At 72.2% G+C, this 14,775-nt stretch carries 21 protein-coding genes and 1 pseudogene; 10 read left to right on the top strand and 12 right to left on the bottom strand.

What is annotated here, in order from left to right:
- Window positions 1-23: 23 nt before the first annotated feature.
- On the bottom strand, window positions 24-260 hold the full coding sequence (locus ACIA8L_RS32160) for a DUF3311 domain-containing protein (protein WP_395910352.1): 237 nt from the start codon (window positions 258-260) through the stop codon (window positions 24-26).
- Between the two features lie 75 nt (window positions 261-335).
- On the bottom strand, window positions 336-1,154 hold the full coding sequence (locus tag ACIA8L_RS32155) for an MBL fold metallo-hydrolase (RefSeq protein ID WP_395910351.1): 819 nt from the start codon (window positions 1,152-1,154) through the stop codon (window positions 336-338).
- Here ACIA8L_RS32155 and ACIA8L_RS32150 point away from each other — a divergent pair.
- Window positions 1,101-1,589: a winged helix-turn-helix transcriptional regulator gene (locus ACIA8L_RS32150; RefSeq protein ID WP_395910350.1), complete on the top strand. Its 489-nt coding sequence runs from the start codon at window positions 1,101-1,103 to the stop codon at window positions 1,587-1,589. The genes ACIA8L_RS32155 and ACIA8L_RS32150 overlap by 54 nt on opposite strands.
- A 91-nt stretch (window positions 1,590-1,680) precedes the next feature.
- Here ACIA8L_RS32150 and ACIA8L_RS32145 read toward each other — a convergent pair whose 3' ends face one another.
- On the bottom strand, window positions 1,681-3,105 hold the full coding sequence (locus tag ACIA8L_RS32145; protein WP_395910349.1) for a hypothetical protein: 1,425 nt from the start codon (window positions 3,103-3,105) through the stop codon (window positions 1,681-1,683).
- 102 nt (window positions 3,106-3,207) lie between these two features.
- Between ACIA8L_RS32145 and ACIA8L_RS32140 the strand changes: the two genes are divergently transcribed.
- The 4 genes from ACIA8L_RS32140 to ACIA8L_RS32125 are packed head-to-tail and all read left to right on the top strand — an operon-like array spanning window position 3,208 to window position 6,667.
- Window positions 3,208-5,217, top strand: coding sequence for an MMPL family transporter (locus ACIA8L_RS32140; protein ID WP_395910348.1), 2,010 nt, complete (start codon window positions 3,208-3,210; stop codon window positions 5,215-5,217).
- Window positions 5,218-5,226: 9 nt separating this feature from the next.
- Window positions 5,227-5,511 carry a hypothetical protein gene (locus tag ACIA8L_RS32135; protein ID WP_395910347.1) on the top strand — a complete coding sequence of 95 codons (285 nt, stop codon included), beginning with the start codon at window positions 5,227-5,229 and terminating at the stop codon, window positions 5,509-5,511.
- The gene (locus ACIA8L_RS32130) at window positions 5,499-6,038 is read left to right on the top strand and encodes a GNAT family N-acetyltransferase (RefSeq protein WP_395910346.1); all 540 of its coding nucleotides are present in this window, start codon (window positions 5,499-5,501) and stop codon (window positions 6,036-6,038) included. Before ACIA8L_RS32135 ends, ACIA8L_RS32130 begins: the two co-directional genes overlap by 13 nt.
- On the top strand, window positions 6,035-6,667 hold the full coding sequence (locus ACIA8L_RS32125; RefSeq protein WP_395910345.1) for a hypothetical protein: 633 nt from the start codon (window positions 6,035-6,037) through the stop codon (window positions 6,665-6,667). Before ACIA8L_RS32130 ends, ACIA8L_RS32125 begins: the two co-directional genes overlap by 4 nt.
- Window positions 6,668-6,678: 11 nt before the next feature.
- Here the strand turns inward: ACIA8L_RS32125 and ACIA8L_RS32120 are convergent.
- Window positions 6,679-6,807: pseudogene (locus ACIA8L_RS32120) on the bottom strand (ribosomal protein L7/L12); the annotation flags it as partial.
- Window positions 6,808-6,970: 163 nt separating this feature from the next.
- Between ACIA8L_RS32120 and ACIA8L_RS32115 the strand changes: the two are divergent.
- Window positions 6,971-7,312, top strand: coding sequence for an ArsR/SmtB family transcription factor (locus ACIA8L_RS32115; RefSeq protein WP_395910344.1), 342 nt, complete (start codon window positions 6,971-6,973; stop codon window positions 7,310-7,312).
- Complete coding sequence (locus tag ACIA8L_RS32110) at window positions 7,309-7,941, top strand: SRPBCC family protein (protein WP_395910343.1); 633 nt, start codon at window positions 7,309-7,311, stop codon at window positions 7,939-7,941. Before ACIA8L_RS32115 ends, ACIA8L_RS32110 begins: the two co-directional genes overlap by 4 nt.
- Window positions 7,942-7,950: 9 nt before the next feature.
- On the opposite strand, the gene ACIA8L_RS32105 is transcribed toward ACIA8L_RS32110, so the two are convergent.
- Window positions 7,951-8,409, bottom strand: coding sequence for an HAD domain-containing protein (locus ACIA8L_RS32105; RefSeq protein WP_395910924.1), 459 nt, complete (start codon window positions 8,407-8,409; stop codon window positions 7,951-7,953).
- A gap of 143 nt (window positions 8,410-8,552) precedes the next feature.
- On the opposite strand from ACIA8L_RS32105, the gene ACIA8L_RS32100 reads away from it, so the two are divergent.
- Window positions 8,553-9,149 carry a dihydrofolate reductase family protein gene (locus ACIA8L_RS32100; protein ID WP_395910342.1) on the top strand — a complete coding sequence of 199 codons (597 nt, stop codon included), beginning with the start codon at window positions 8,553-8,555 and terminating at the stop codon, window positions 9,147-9,149.
- On the opposite strand, the gene ACIA8L_RS32095 is transcribed toward ACIA8L_RS32100, so the two are convergent.
- The 7 genes from ACIA8L_RS32095 to ACIA8L_RS32065 are packed head-to-tail and all read right to left on the bottom strand — an operon-like array spanning window position 9,146 to window position 13,342.
- Window positions 9,146-10,222: a hypothetical protein gene (locus ACIA8L_RS32095; protein WP_395910341.1), complete on the bottom strand. Its 1,077-nt coding sequence runs from the start codon at window positions 10,220-10,222 to the stop codon at window positions 9,146-9,148. The genes ACIA8L_RS32100 and ACIA8L_RS32095 overlap by 4 nt on opposite strands.
- A complete protein-coding gene (locus ACIA8L_RS32090) occupies window positions 10,219-10,557 on the bottom strand; it encodes a PadR family transcriptional regulator (protein ID WP_395910340.1) in 339 nt (112 codons plus the stop codon). Before ACIA8L_RS32090 ends, ACIA8L_RS32095 begins: the two co-directional genes overlap by 4 nt.
- A 43-nt stretch (window positions 10,558-10,600) precedes the next feature.
- Entirely contained in the window at window positions 10,601-11,074 is a 474-nt protein-coding gene (locus ACIA8L_RS32085) for a YbaK/EbsC family protein (RefSeq protein ID WP_395910339.1), read from the bottom strand.
- Window positions 11,075-11,079: 5 nt separating this feature from the next.
- Window positions 11,080-11,400: an ArsR/SmtB family transcription factor gene (locus ACIA8L_RS32080; protein ID WP_395910338.1), complete on the bottom strand. Its 321-nt coding sequence runs from the start codon at window positions 11,398-11,400 to the stop codon at window positions 11,080-11,082.
- Between the two features lie 21 nt (window positions 11,401-11,421).
- Window positions 11,422-12,414 (bottom strand): hypothetical protein, encoded by a 993-nt coding sequence (locus tag ACIA8L_RS32075; protein WP_395910337.1) that lies wholly within the window; start codon window positions 12,412-12,414, stop codon window positions 11,422-11,424.
- Window positions 12,414-12,959 (bottom strand): RNA polymerase sigma factor, encoded by a 546-nt coding sequence (locus ACIA8L_RS32070; protein ID WP_395910336.1) that lies wholly within the window; start codon window positions 12,957-12,959, stop codon window positions 12,414-12,416. The genes ACIA8L_RS32075 and ACIA8L_RS32070 overlap by 1 nt, the downstream gene beginning before the upstream one ends.
- An 11-nt stretch (window positions 12,960-12,970) precedes the next feature.
- Window positions 12,971-13,342: a MerR family transcriptional regulator gene (locus tag ACIA8L_RS32065; protein ID WP_395910335.1), complete on the bottom strand. Its 372-nt coding sequence runs from the start codon at window positions 13,340-13,342 to the stop codon at window positions 12,971-12,973.
- A gap of 59 nt (window positions 13,343-13,401) precedes the next feature.
- Here ACIA8L_RS32065 and ACIA8L_RS32060 point away from each other — a divergent pair, with 59 nt between their 5' ends.
- Together ACIA8L_RS32060 and ACIA8L_RS32055 are read left to right on the top strand one after the other, a co-directional pair.
- Window positions 13,402-14,292 (top strand): NAD(P)-dependent oxidoreductase, encoded by an 891-nt coding sequence (locus ACIA8L_RS32060; RefSeq protein ID WP_395910334.1) that lies wholly within the window; start codon window positions 13,402-13,404, stop codon window positions 14,290-14,292.
- Window positions 14,293-14,341: 49 nt separating this feature from the next.
- Window positions 14,342-14,773 carry a hypothetical protein gene (locus ACIA8L_RS32055; RefSeq protein WP_395910333.1) on the top strand — a complete coding sequence of 144 codons (432 nt, stop codon included), beginning with the start codon at window positions 14,342-14,344 and terminating at the stop codon, window positions 14,771-14,773.
- The last annotated feature ends 2 nt before the right edge of the window (window positions 14,774-14,775 follow it).

The following is a 14,775-nucleotide window of genomic DNA, read 5'->3' as shown; positions in this document are numbered from 1 at the left end:
GGTGATGGACTCGACGTCGCTGGTCACCGCGGCCACTCGTTCCGCTGCTCGCGCAACTGCCAGTCGCGGCGGCGGTTGCGCACATGGACACTGATGAGGATCACCATGGCCAGCAGCACGCAGGCCATTTGGTAGGTGTAGAAGAACGGGATCCCCCACACCATCGGCGTTGCCCGGTCGTACAGGGGCGTGAGCAGCGGTGCGATCGTCGGTATGGCCAGTAACCAGTAACCGGATCGCCGGCGGGCGGGCGATGCCATCGAGCCTCCTTGCGCGGATGAATCCGGGGTTGGCGCGATGGTACTGGCTGGTAACTTATTTGAACAACTCGCTGTTCATCCGAGCGCAACGCCGTGGAAATGTCCGTCGGCGAACACGGTTCGCGCATCGCGGAACCGCGCGAACACCTCCAGCCTGCTCGCCCGGGCCCGTTCGGCGTCGACGTCGGACCGGAACGCCCAGTCCGGATTGTCGTACTGTGCGCGAGTGTGCAGCAGGTCGCCGAGGATGAGCAGCCGCTGATCGGTTTCGGCGCCGGTGACGAGCACGCTCGTGTGCCCGGGTGTGTGGCCCGGTGTCGATATCGCCGTCAGACGACGATGATCGAGCGTCTCCCGCCGCCCCTCGATGTGTGCGAGCACCCGATCCGGATCGGGCCCGACGCCGCCGGGGTGTTCGCACCAGTACTCCCACTCACGCCGGTCCACCGCGTATCGGGCCCGCGGGAAGGCGCCGACCCAGCCGACGTGATCGCGGTGCAGGTGCGTGAGCACGACCAGGTCCACGTCGTCGGGCGCCACGCCAAGCGCGCCGAGATTCGTGAGCAGTTCCCCGCCGAGTCCGACATCGACAAGCACGACTTCGGTCGGTGTGCGCACGAGAAACGATCCGACGTTCGCGATCACATTGCCGTCGCCGTCGAGCAGATGGGTGTGCGCCGACCAGTCGCTGCCCGGAAACAACGCCTCGGGCCGCCCGCGCACTTCACCGTCGGGCACGAACTCGACATTGACGTCGCCGATTTCCATGATCGTAGCGTCGGCCGGGCGGCGGCGGGTGCACAAGTACGCACTTGCAAGTGCGGGTATACGTTCGTGAGCATGGCGACGCGACCACGGCCCGGCACCCTGCTTCCCGTCGGCGCCGACCCGCACTGCCCGCAGACCTGTCCGACCCGCCAGACCCTGGACCGCCTGGCCGACCGGTGGACCGTCGTCCTGATCGAGCACCTCGCAGCCGGTCCGATGCGATTCGGCCGGCTGCGTGCGGCGACGCCCGGCATCAGCGAGAAGATGCTCGCGCAGACGCTGCGCAGCCTCGAGCGTGACGGCCTGATCCACACCGCACCGACCGGCTACCTCCTGACCGGCCTGGGTCACTCGCTGCTGGAGCCACTGCACGCGGTCCGCACCTGGGCCCGCGACCACATGCCCGAGGTCGAGGACGCCCGCCGCGCCTACGACCGCCCCGCCAACCCAGCGAGTCCGGCCAACTCAGCGAGTCGGGTCAACCCAGTGAGCGCGGTGAACCCAGTGAGCGCGGTGAACCCAGTGAGCGCGGTGAACCCGGCCAGCCAGCGAGCGCGGTGAGCCGGCCAGCCCAGTGAGCTCAGCAAGCCTGGTGAGCCCGGCCGGCCCAGTGCGCCGCCCAGCGAGCCCGGCGGCCCGGTCGGCCCGAAGCTCAGCGGCCCAGGGCGCGGCTCGCCCCGGCCACCACCGTCGTGGCCAGGATCCAGCCGGCCGCCATGACCAGCACCGCGACCGCCTTGTCCGCGCCGACCGGGTTCCAGGCGTGCTCATGGCCGAGGTCGACCAGGGGGACGAGCAGGTCCAGCGTGTAGAGCAGCGGGTCCCAGGTCGGGGACTCGCCCGGCTTCACCGGCGCGAGAGGGCCGCTCAGCGCGAACCACGTGCTGCCCCCGGCCAGGACCGCGACCAGCCACAGCAGCGCCCGCGCCGGGCGGTAGCCGAAGCCGATCGTGGCGTCCTGCACCGCGCCCCAGAACGCGCCCAGGCGGCCCATCGCGCGGTGGCGCAGGCGTTCGCGGACGCGCAGGACCTCGCGGGCCTCGCCCTCGCGGCCGTCGCGGCGCAGGGCGGCGGCGAGCTGGTCGTACGGTCCGGGAGTGAAGCCGGCGTCGAAGCGGGCCATCCAGGCCAGGCGCTCGCGGGCGGTCCAGGCCTTGGTGTCGTCGGAGCGGCGGCTGATCCGGTCGTAGGTGAGACCGGCCAGCTCGACGGTGCACCCCGGCGGCCACGTCGTCGGGTCGTCGACCAAGCGGCCGACGTGGGCGTCGCGCAGGCTGACGGCGCCCGTCGAGGAGGGGTCCAGGCGGACGGAGAGCATCGCGGTCCGGGCCTCGATGAGCAGCAGGGCGGAGCCCTCGGCCACGCGCACCACCGTCCGCTGCAGGGTGATCGCCCCCTCGGCGCGCAGTCCGATGAGCATGATCATGCCCTCGGCGACGGTGCCGTGGGCCCACAGGCCGCCGCCGATCGTGGCGCCGTTCGCGCGGATCGCGGGCTCCTCGGGGCTCGCGGCGTGCGCGGTCGAGAGCGCGACGTTGAGGTCCCCGGCGATGCGGGCGCCATCGATGCTCACACCGGCGGCGTAGGTCGAGCCGTGGCCGATCCGGGCGTCGCCGTCGACCACCGCCCGCCGCAGGTCCACGGCGCCGCCGAACGCGGTCCCCGACAGGTCGAGGCCACCGCCGACGACGATGTGGTGCAGCCGCGCCGCGCCGGCGACCCGCGCGTCGCGCAGCCCGAACCAGCGGCGCACCCGCAGCGACTCCGCGTCGATCGACGGCAGTTCGCTCCCGTCGAGGTTGATCGAGCCGATCTCGGCGTGGTCGAGCACGACCGGCTGTTCGAACGTGCACCGGCGCAGCCGCAGCGGCGCGTCGAAGTGCGCGCCGGTCAGGTCGAGGCGGCCGGTGATGCGGGCACCGGTCAGGTCGACGCGGGCGGTGCGGCCGGGGCGGGCGGCCGGGCCGGCCAGCAGCAGCTCGGCGATCACGGCGGCGCGCAACGGGGCGCCACCGGCGTCGAGCAGCGTCCCGGCCCGGAAGGCGTCGCGGAGGGCACGTTCCGTCCGGGTCAACATACCGTGATCTATACCATCCTCACTCTCAGGAGTGAGACCCGGCGACGCGGCCCGCTCTTGTCGGCGATGTGGACGAGACGGCCGCGACGCGAGCATCCACGTATGTCCAAGAAACTTGTCATCCTGCTGTGGGTGGCCGTCGTCGCGCTGGGGTTCGGCCTCGGCGGCGGCGTGTTCGCCAAGCTCACGGCCCAGGTCGCGACCGTCCCCGGCAGCGAGAGCGAACGCGCGCTCGACCTGCGGGAAGCGGCCGGCGGGCCGCCGGAGCGCCACCTCACCGTCGTCGTCACCGGCGGCGCCGACGTGACCGGTGCGCTCGAACAGATTCGGACCATGGCCGGTGTCGCCGACGTCGCGCCGCCGCTGCCGAGTGCGGACGGGCAGGCCGCGCTCAGCGACATCACGCTCACCGCGGGCGCCACCGGCGGGCAGGCCGAGCGGGTGGCCGAGCGGCTGCGGGCGGCCGCGCCCGGAAAGGTGACCGTGGCCGGGGGGCCGCTGACCGACAACGAGTTCAGCATGCAGGCGCAGAGCGACGTCCAGCGCGCCGAGATGATCACCTTGCCGGTGGTGCTGATCCTGCTCATCATCGTGTTCGGCGGCTTCATCGCGGGGTTGATGCCGCTGGTCGTGGCGATCGCCGGGACCGCGGCGACCTTCGGCATCCTGTACCTGGCCAGCTTCGTCACCGACATCAGCGTCTACGCGATCCAGGTCGCCACGATGCTGAGCCTGGGGCTCGCGGTGGACTACGGACTGTTGCTGCTCAGCCGGTACCGCACCGAACTGGCCGAAACCGGCGACCGCGACGAGGCCCTGCGGCGAGCGGTGCGCAAGGCCGGCCGCACGATCGCCGTCACCGGCCTGACCGTCGCGGCCAGCCTGCTCGGGCTCACCGTGTTCCCGGACGCGTTCCTGCGCTCGATGGGCCTGGCCGGTGCGGGCGTGGTCGTCGTCGACATGCTCGCGGTGCTCACGCTCATGCCCGCCGTGCTGCGGCTGGCCGGCGGGCGGATCAAGCCGGCCAAACCGAGCACGGACAACGGCGTGTTCGCGCGCCTCGCGCACTTCGTGCAGCGGCGGCCGCTCATCGTGACCGTGCTGACCGCGGCGGCGGTGCTCGTGCTGGCAGTACCAACGCTGCATGTGCGTTTGACGAACAGCGACGCCCGTGCACTGCCCACGTCGACCGAAACGCGCAAACAGTTCGACGCGCTCACCGCGCACTTCCCGCAGCTCGTCGGGCCCGATGCCATCGCCGCCGTCGTGCGCTCCGGCGCCGACGACCCGCGCACCGCGCAGTTCGCCGAACAGGTCAAGGGGGTGCCCGGAGTGTCCGCGGTGGACATTGTCCCGATCAGCGGCACCGTCAGCGTCGTGCGGGCCACGCCGGTGCACGAGCCGTGGACGAGCGACGGGCGGCGGACACTGCAGGCCGTGCGCGACGTGCCGGCGCCGTTCGAGGTGCTCGTCACCGGCGATGCCGCCCGGCTCGTCGACTACCGGGCCATGCTCGCGCAGTACGGGCCGTGGGCCGCGCTCGTCGTCCTCGTGGCCACGTTCGCGCTGCTCGCCGCGTTCACCCGGTCCGTCCTGCTGCCGATCAAGGCGGTCCTGACCAGCCTGCTCAGCATCGCCGCCGCGTTCGGGGCGATCGTGTGGGTGTTCCAGGACGGGCACCTGGCGAGCTGGTTCGGCACCGAACGACTCGACGCCCTCGACCTGACCGTGCCGGTGCTCGTCGCGGCCATCGCGTTCGGGCTCTCCGTCGACTACGAGGTCTTCCTGCTGGCGCGGATCCGGGAGCGGTACCTGCAGACCGGCGACGCGCGCGAGGCGGTCGCGGTCGGCCTGCAGCAGAGCGGGCGGATCGTCACCTCGGCCGCGCTGCTGCTCGTGGTCGTGTTCGCGGGCTTCCTCACCGGCGGGTTCGCCCCGATCAAGGAGATCGGCCTGGGCCTGGTCGTCGCCATCGTCCTCGACGCGACGGTCGTGCGCATGCTGCTCGTGCCGGCGACGATGACCCTCCTCGGCCGGGCCAACTGGTGGCCCTCGAAACGCCCCGTCCGTCCCTCCACAGTGGATCGCGAGCTGGTCGCCACCGGCGGGTAACATGGCCGGGTGATCGATCTCGACCGCTATATCGGGCTCGCCCCGGACGCCGGGACCCCCGGGTCGGCCGCATCGCGCCGCCGGCCGGGGGCCCGGCTGGTGGTCGTGGCCGCCCTGGCCCTGCTGGCCGGCGCCCCGGCGAGCCCGCCGCGCGCATACTCGCTCGCCCGGACCGCTCCGGCGCCCGTAAACTGCGCCGTGGCCGCGTTCCAGGGGATCACCGTCCTCAGCGGCGACGCCTACCACGTCCTCAACCCCGGACCCGTTGGAGCGCACCGCCGATGCCCGAGCTGAGCCCGCCCGTCGAACGTGTCCGCGCGTCGTTTCTGGCCGCGATGGAGGAGTTTCGCCAGGAGGGCCGCGGCGCCGCCGACGACTCCTCGATGATCGGGCACGACCTGCGCGAGTTCGGCGCCACGTGGTCGAGCCCGGACGGCTTCGCGCACTACGTCGCGGTCACCCGGGCCCAGGCGCTCGAGGAGACGCCCCGCCCGGACGGCTTCGTGCCGTCGACGACGCTGTGGCTGGTCGACGGCGACGACTACCTGGGCCGGGTCGCCATCCGGCACCGCCTGACGCCGCACCTGCTCGAGGAGGGCGGCCACATCGGCTACGACGTCCGCCCGACCGCCCGCCGCCGCGGCCACGCCGGCTTCATGCTCCGCGGCGCCCTTGTCGTGGCCAAAGAACTCGGCATCGGACCGGCCCTGCTCACCTGCGACACCACGAACGTCATCTCCCGCCGGGTGATCGAGGCGGCCGGCGGCGTCCTCGAGGACCAGCGCCAGGACAAGTTCCGGTTCTGGGTGCCGATACCGTGAATGACTCCGGCTGGCTCCGGGTCGTCGTCGTAGGGCTGGCGAGCACGCACATCGCCGGGCTGATCGGCGGGCACGTGCTGCCGTGGACGGGCACGCTCACGATGGCCGCGTTCCTGGTCTACGTCTGGGACGCCGGGCCGGCGCGGCGGATCGGGTTCGCGGCCCTGGCCGGTGTCGCGCTGTCGATCGACCTGCGCACCGGCGGCACCGGCTTCCCGAACGCGTTCACCGACCACGGGAGCCGGGCGCTCGAGGGTGCGCTCGTCGCGATCGGGGTCGTCGCCCTCGCCTGGTCCCGCCGGTGGACGCGGCTGGTCGCGGCCGTGGCCGTGGTGCTGCTGGCCGGGCCGGTGATGCTGGCCCGGGCGCGGCCGGAGCCCGAGTCGTCGCTGCAGTCCGTGATCACCGCCGAGGAGCAGGCCGACCTCATCGCCCGGATGACGGCCCGCGAGCGGCTGCTGCACCCCGGCGCGAATGTCGCGGTCGCGGTGATGGCGGCCCGCCCCCACGAAACGGCGCCGGGGCCGGCAACGCCGACCCCGTTGCCGGCGATGCTCCTGTTCGCCGTGCTGGCGCTGGTAGCACAGGCCCCCGGGGCGCGAGCCGAGGACGACTACGCCAGGCCGTAACGGCGCTCGATCGCCTCGACCTCGTCCTTCGCCTCCCGCAGGCCCGTGCCGGTCAGCTCGCGGTACACCTTGATCGCTTGGATCTTGCGACCGGCCTGCAGCTCCTGCAGCACGAGCGGGTGGACCTCCGGCTCCGGCTCGGTGAGCCCCAGGTGCCTCATGATCAGGTCGACCTTGCGCTCGAGCGCGGCCAGGCGGACGGACGGGTCGGGGGAGCGGGAACCGAATGGCATGCCGCCATTGAACCTCACCGCGGCTATTTCAGCCTTGACTTATATAAGCCGCCGGTGACACTCTGGCGTCGTGCACGCGTTCGACGTGCTCGGCGACCCCGTCCGCCGCCGGATCCTCGAGCTGCTCGCCGATGGTGAGCGGCCCGCCGGCGCGATCAGCGAGGCCGTCCGGGCCGAGTTCGGCATCTCCCAGCCGGCCGTCTCCCAGCATCTCAAGGTGCTGCGGGAGGCGGGCTTCACGACCGTCCGCGCGGACGGCACCCGCCGGCTCTACGCCGTCGACGCCGCGCCGCTGCGGGAGGTCGACGCCTGGCTGGAGCGGTTCCGCGGCTTCTGGACCCAGCGCCTCGACGCCCTGGCCACCGAGCTGGCCCGGGGCCGGCGCACCCGACAACAGGAGGACGACCCGTGATCGACCTGGTCAACCAGATCAACGCCACGCACCGTGCACTGGGCACCACGCCGCTGTCCACCGGCGGGGCGGGCCGTTCCCTGCTGCTGCGCCGCACGTACGACGCCGCCGTCGACGACGTGTGGTCGGCCTGCACCGACGCGGCCCGGCTGGCCCGCTGGCTGGCCCCCGTCTCCGGCGACCTGCGGCTGGGCGGGAAGTACCAGCTGGAGGGCAACGCGGGCGGCGAGATCCTGGTCTGCGCGCCGCCGTCGCGGCTGCGCGTGACGTGGTCGATGGGGGAGGGGATGGCGACCGAGGTCGAGCTGCGGCTGGCCCCGTCCGGCGACGGTACCGTCCTCGAGCTCGAGCACTCGTCGCCGGCCGAGATCGTGGACGAGATGGTCCGCCAGTACGGCCCCGGCGGCACCATCGGCATCGGGGGCGGCTGGGACCTGGCCCTGGCCGGGCTGTTCATGCACCTCACCGGGGCCGACTACGACCCGGTGGGCTGGCAGGACACGGCCGAGGCCAAGGCGTTCGCGGCCGGCAGCTGCTCGGCCTGGGGCGCGGTGGTGCAGGCGGCCTGGGGCGCCGGCGACGACGACGTGGCCGCCGCGGTCGCGTTCGCGCAGGCCCACTTCGGCTGAGAGCCGTCGTCAGTCCGCCCAGTCGCGGATGGCGTCGAAGTCGGCCTCGGTGAGGCCGATGCGGCCCATCACGCGGTGGAGCAGGGCCGGGGCGCCGTGGTTGCGGGCGACCCACGAGCGGTCGGCCGCGCCGATCTCGTCGTCGACCCACACGAACGGCCGGTCGGCCGCCCACGCGACCAGATCCCTGGTCTTCCAGTGCTCGGAGCCGGAGCCGTCGGTCCACGCCACGGTCGGCAGGGCCGGCAGGCCCAGGAGCGGGCCGAGCACCTGGTTGGCATCGTCGGCCCAGGTGGTGGCCCAGACCAGGTCGCAGCCGAGGCTGCGCAGGCGCGGGCCGTCTTCGGGGTCGAGCCGGGCCAGCAGCGGGTTACGGTAGTGCTCGGCGGCGGCCGCCGCGGCCGGGTGGGCCGTGGTGGCCCGACCGTGCAGCGGTATCAGCGGGCCGTCGACGTCTAGGAACAGCAAAGGCCGCACGCGCAATTCTGTACACACACGTTCCGCGAAGTTGTGCACGACACATCGACGAAATTCTTCTGGCACAGATGTCGAGCCGCCGCCGGTCGCTCCGACCGATCGTTGTCAGCACAGACGGACATGAGGAGCGAGCCATGCGTAACGTCATCTTCTGGGTGCACACGTCGGTCGACGGGTTCATCGACGGGCCGAACGGGGAGTTCGACTGGCCGCGGATGGGGCCGGAGCTGTCCGCGTACTCCGAAGCGCTGGACGAGCGGGTCGACACGCTGCTCTACGGGCGGCCGGTGTGGCAGATGATGGCTGGGTTCTGGCCCAACGCCGAGGCGATGAGCGACCACCCGCACACCGCGAAGTTCGCCCCGTTCTGGCGGGCCACGCCGAAGATCGTGTGCTCGCGGACGTTCGAGGGCGACGAGTGGACCGCCCGGGTCATCCGCGACGACCTGGCCGGCGAGATCGGCGCGCTCAAGGCCGAGCCCGGCGGCGACATCCTGCTCACCGGCGGCTCCGCGCTCGCCGCGGCGCTGACCGAGCAATGGCTCATCGACGAATACCACATCGCTGTCCACCCGGTCGTGCTCGGCGGCGGGCGGCCGCTGTTCGCCGAGCCCAAGGAGCGGCTCAACCTGGTCGCCGACGGGTCCCGGGTCGTCGACGGCCAGGTCGTCGTCACGCGGTACCGGGTCCTCGGCGAACGGACGCAGTACCCCGATCAGGACCGCGCCTAGGCGTCGCGTTCGAGGCGGGCGCCCAGCTCGGCCAGGCGCATCGTCTCGTCGCGGCGGCGGACCCACCACGCGCCGAGCAGGAACACGGTGAGTGGCAGGAGGACCAGCACCGCCCACTGGCCGGGCGCAAGCGGGCTGTCGTGCGCATCGTCGTAGTTCGACAGCGCCCAGCCGTTGAAGCCGAGGTCGAGCAGCACGACCAGCGTGAGCACCGGCGCGACGGCCACGAGTAGCCGGCGACGGACCGGTCCGGGCAGCCGCACCGCCGCGACGACCAGGACGATCAGCGCGACCAGAGTGCCCAGCAGCAGCAGGTTGAGCGCGGCGGCGCTGGACGTGATGTACAGCGGCTCGGAGCTGCCCGGGCCGTGCAACAGGAGAAACTCGGCCGGGTAGAACAGATGGGTACTCCCGCGGTAGTCGACATCGTCGAACCGCGGGCCGAACCAGCCGGAGAAGCCGATCACGGGCAGGGCGCAAAGCACCGTGATCGCGGCCAGGATCGTCGCGGTGCGCCGGCGTCCGGCCACCCGCCACGGACCGCCCGGCCCCGCGGCGGTGAGGGTGGCCGCGGTGACCAGGGCGAGGGCGGGCCACCACAGGGAGTACACCGTCATGACCGGGTCTGTTCCGAAGTTGTCGGCCAGGGGCAGGATCTCGGCCAGCAGTGCCGCCCAGGCGATCGCGGCGGCGACCCGGCGCAGCCCGGCGAACGCGGCCACGGCCACGGCCGCCCAGATCGCGTCGCGGACGATCACGGTGGTGCTCGCGGCGGCCGGCAGGGGACCCCGCAGCGTGATCGCGAGCCGGACGGCCAGCACCAGGAACGCCAGGAGCGGGCCGATCAGCGCGCACGCCTCGGCCCAGCCCGAGCGGGTCGCCCGGCCGCGGAAGAGCCGCAGCCGCAGGCCGTGCAGGACGACGTTCGCGGCGTCACCGGGGCGGGGCCAGCGCTGCCCGTCGCCGGCGTCGGCCAGCATGGTGGTGAGCATGTCGTCGCCGTGTGCGCGCCGGAAGGCGGCCGGGTAGACGCGCAGCAGCCGCTCGTAGCGCATCTCCAGTGGGCTCGTCATGCCGCACCGCCCTCGGGGAGCAGCCCGCTGCGGCGCAGGCGGCGCCCGGCGGTGTCGGCGGCCTCGCGGCGGCGGCCGGCCTCGTCGGCGAGCTGCCGCGCGCCGGGTGCGGTGAGCCGGTAATTGCGCCGCAGCCGGGACTGGACGACCTCTTCGCTGTCGATCTCGATGAGGCCGTCGTCGACCAGCTCGGCGAGGACCGCGTAGAGCGTCCCGGGCCGAAGCCGGACGGTGCCGCCGGACTGCTGCTCGACGTCCTTCATGATGCCGTATCCGTGCGTGGGCTCGGCCGCGAGCGCCGAGAGGATATGGAAGGCCGACTCCTTGAGAGGCATACTCGAAGCATATAACGGAATCCGTCATATACCTAGACCTGGCTCACGCCGCGGCGATCGGCTCCACCCGGGGGTCGGCGAGCCGCGTGTAGTCCTCCGTGTTCAGCGCGAACGAGCGGTCCAGGCGGGCGGCGTTGAAGTACAGCTCCGGGTGCTTGAACAGCGCCGGGTCGGCGAGCAGGGTCAGATCAGGGTGGAAGCTGAACGGCAGGATCGTCCCGCTCACGCTGCCCGCGAGGGTCTCGGCCTTCTCGGTGGAGGCGAAGGAGACGTAGGTGCCGCCGGCCAGGGCCTTGATCGCGGCCAGGTCGACCCGGGTGTCGCCGGGGACCACGGCCAGGTAGTAGCGGCTGGTCTTCTTGTCCAGCTTCACCATCACCACGAGACATTTCGCCGCGGCCGCGACCGCATTGCCGCGCAGGGCGCTGACCTCCTCGGTCCGGCCCTCCGGGGCGTGTTCGATGATGCGGTACCGTGCGCCACCCGCGTCCAGCAGTGCCGTCAGCCGGTCGTACATGCCTGTCACCAGTCCTCGCCGAGCATGCGTTTGACCGCCGCGATCCGCTCCTCGTCGCGGCGGTAGAAGGTCCACTGCTTGATCCGCTTGGCCGTCAGCAGGCCGGTCGCGGTCAGCAGCCGCAGGTGCTCGCTCGCGGTCGGTGCGCTCACGCCGAGCTTGTCGGCGATGAACACGGAGCACACCCCGTCGTCGACGAGGTCGCCGTCGCGCTGGGGCGGGAAGTGGGCCCGCGGGTCGGCCAGCCAGCCGAGCACCGCCAGGCGCTTCTCGTTCCCGAGGGCCTTGAGAACCTCGACGTCGAGCACGGTTAGGGAGTTTGCCAACTCCCTAACCGTACCGTCAAATCAGGCGGTGTCGCCGACCTTCTCGACGATGATCGCCTTGGTGTAGATGACCTGGCGGAACAGGGCGCCTTTCGGGGTGAAGTCGTCGTCGCCGTGCTCGTCGGTGTTGTGGTGGTCGGCGATGGCGACCGAGCGCTCGCCGATCAAGCTGTACGTCGACGGGTCGAACAGGAACTCCTTCGCGAGGTACCCCTCCTCGACCCAGCCCAGCCCGATCGCCGGCCGCCCGTCCACGTTGATCGCGTCCGGGTTGAGCCGCACCCCCTCGCCCTGCGCGAGCGCGCCGTAGACGGCGGCCTCGACCTTCGGCGGCAGGACGTACTGGCCGAGCAGGGCGTCCAGGCGGATGCTGCCGGTCCGCGGCGGGTTCTTGTCGAAGTCGAGCACCTTGGCCGGCGTGTCGAGGCCCTTGAGCAGGTCGTAGTCCAGCTGCATCCAGTGCATCCGCCCGTTGCCCTGGTCGTAGACGACGAGCCGGCCGTCCTGCACCAATCCCATCTGCTTGCCGTCGACGCGCTTCCACTCCTGCACCAGCGCGGTGCGGGTGTGGCCGGGCACGATCGGGTCGTTCGGGTGCTCGTTCTCGTAGGCCTTCTCGTTGCGCAACTGGCGGGACTCGTTGTACATGACCTGGTCCGGCCGCGGGTCGGTCCACGGCTTGCGCGACGCCGCCCAGGCCGCGTTGGTCAGCACCTCGGCCGCGCTCGCGGGCCTGGGGAACGGCAGGCCGACCGTCGAGTAGCCCTTGCCGCTGTCGCTGACCGTGCCGATGTTCTCGACCGCGACCGCGCCGACCACCGCCAGGGAAGCCGCCGCGGCGGTCAGCGCGACCCGCATCGGCCAGCGCCGTTGCCGCACGGCCGGCACCGCGACCGCGGCCATCGGCGCGCTGCGCATCCGCTCGTGCAGGACCGCGAGGGCCCGTTCGCGGACGCGCGGGCCGGGCTCGGGGTCGGGCCCGAACGCCTCCCGCAGTGCCGTCATCTCATCCATCACCGCTCCACCTCCGTGTCGGTTCCCATGGCCTTGCGCATCTCCTGCCGGGCGCGGTGCAGCCGGGAGCGCGCGGTGCCGGGCGGGATGCCCAGGGCCGCGGCCGCCTCCGGCTGGGTGAGCCCGGCCCACGCGACGAGCAGCAGCACATCGCGATCGGCCAGTGACAGCCGGTTGAGTGCGGCCGCGAGCCGCGCCCGGTTGCCGCCGGCGTCGACCCGGCCCGGCACGAGCTCCGCGTGGTCGGGGCCGGCGTCGGGCTCGGCGCTGCGCGCGAGGGCCTTGAGGCGGCGCGCCTCGGCCCGCGAGTGCCGCATGATCAGGTTGGACGCGATGCCGTACAGCCAGGGCCGCACCGCACCACGGGCCGGATCGAACCCGGCCCGCCGGTCGTAGGCGACCAGGAACGTCTCCGAGGCGACGTCCTCGGCCAGGTCAGGCCCGAGGCGGCGCGCGGCGTAGGCGTAGATGTGCCCGTAGTAGCGGTCGAAGACCTCCTCGAACCTCTGCTGAACCAGGTCGGCGTCGGCCTCCGGCGGTGCCAAATCCGTCTCCCTCACACCCCCTGTTCGCCGTTCCGCGCGGATGTGTTCATGATTTTTTCCAGGACGTTCCTGGCCGCCGCCAGCCCGGCGATCCGCTCGTCGATGCGGTCCCGCTCCTGCGCGAGGGCGTCGAGCAGCTCCTGGCAGGTCGGGGCCAGGACCGTGGTCTCGTCCGGGATGCAGGGCACGATCTCGGCGATCGCCGTGGTGTTCAGCCCGGCCGCGAGGAGTAGCTGGATGTGACCCACGGTGAAGCGGGCATTCGGGTCGTACTCGCGGTAGCCGCTGGGTCGTCGCTGTGGGTGCAGGAGCCCCTGCTCCTCGTAGTACCGCAGTGCCCGCGGGGTGGTGCCGGTCAGCCGGGCGAGCTCGCCGATGCGCATGCGCGCAGCCTCGCAACGCTTGACTCTCACGTCAACGGCAAGGTTTAGCGTGCGGTGTCATGAGCCTGGACTTTGACGTGGCCGTGCTTGGCCTGGGACCGATGGGGCGGGCGCTCGCCGGTGCGGCGCTGGACGCCGGGCACGCGACCGTGGTGTGGAACCGGACGCCGGAGAAGGCGCGGCCGCTGCTGAACCGGGGCGCCGCCCTGGCCACGTCCGCCCCGGACGCGCTGCGCCGGGCCGCGGTGACGGTCTGCTGCCTGCTCGACTACGCGGCGGTGCACCGGACGCTCGACGACGCCGAAGGCCCGGCCGTCCTCGTGAACCTGGGCAGCGCTCACGCCGGTGCGGCCCGCGCGACGGCCGAATGGGCCGCGGCGAAAGGCCTCGACTACCTCGACGGCGCCATCCTCGCTCCGGCCCCGGCGATCGGGACACCCGCGGCCACGATCCTCTACAGTGGACCAGAAGCGATTTTTCAAGCCCATTCGACGGTACTGCGATGCTTCGGCCCCCAATCCGTCTACTTAGGACCGGACGTGTCCGCGGCCGCCGGCTTCGAGATGGCGCTGCTGGACGTGTTCACCACGGCGACCGGCGGCCTCCTCCACGCGTTCGCCCTCGCCCTGTCCCAGGGCCTGGACCTGCAGCTCTTCGCCCGGCTCGCCGGCGGCCTGAGCGGGCTGCTGCCGGAGATGGCCCAGCGTTACGCCCGCGACCTGACCGCGGACGTCTACCCCGGTGAACCGTCCACTGTGGCCTCGGCCGCGACCGCCATCGCGCACGTGACCGCGGCCGCCCGCGACCTGGGCGTCGACCCCGGCCCGCTGCCGGCCCTGCAGGCCTTGTTCGACCGTGCGGTGGCCGGCGGTCACGGCGCCGAGGGCTACGCCCGGGTGGCTCGCGCCGTGGCACGTTTCCGGGATTCAACCCCTACGGGTTCCCCGTAACGTTCTTCTCAACAGCGACACCAACCAAACTTCCCAGGGGGAACCGAAGATGAGCGACTACGACACCGGCGACACGGGCTACGACGGCGGCCACGAGGTCGACTACGGCCAGTACTCGGCCGGCCAGGAGCACGACGCGCTGGACCAGCTGCACCAGGCCAACGGCTCGGAGGCTGACTACAACAACCAGTTCAAGGTGTACGAGAACGACCACCACGCGCAGGAGTCGACGGACTTCGCGCAGGGCAACCACGTCGAGGTCGACCAGCCCTACGGTGCGCACTACGAGCAGGACAACTACACGAACTTCAGCCACGACGCGTCGGAGGACGACCACGTCTTCGCCGCCGAGGGCAGCGAGTCCTCGCACCAGGCCGAGTTCTCCGAGCTCGACGCCCTGCAGCAGCGTTTCGACGGCGCCTTCGCCAACGGCACCGAGTTTCACGCCGAGGGCGGCCAGTACGGCGTCGCTGCCAACTGAAG

It is taken from the genome of Dactylosporangium sp. NPDC051541 (genome assembly GCF_044454505.1).
Taxonomy (GTDB): domain Bacteria; phylum Actinomycetota; class Actinomycetes; order Mycobacteriales; family Micromonosporaceae; genus Dactylosporangium.
This window is presented reverse-complemented; position numbering and strand designations above follow the sequence as displayed.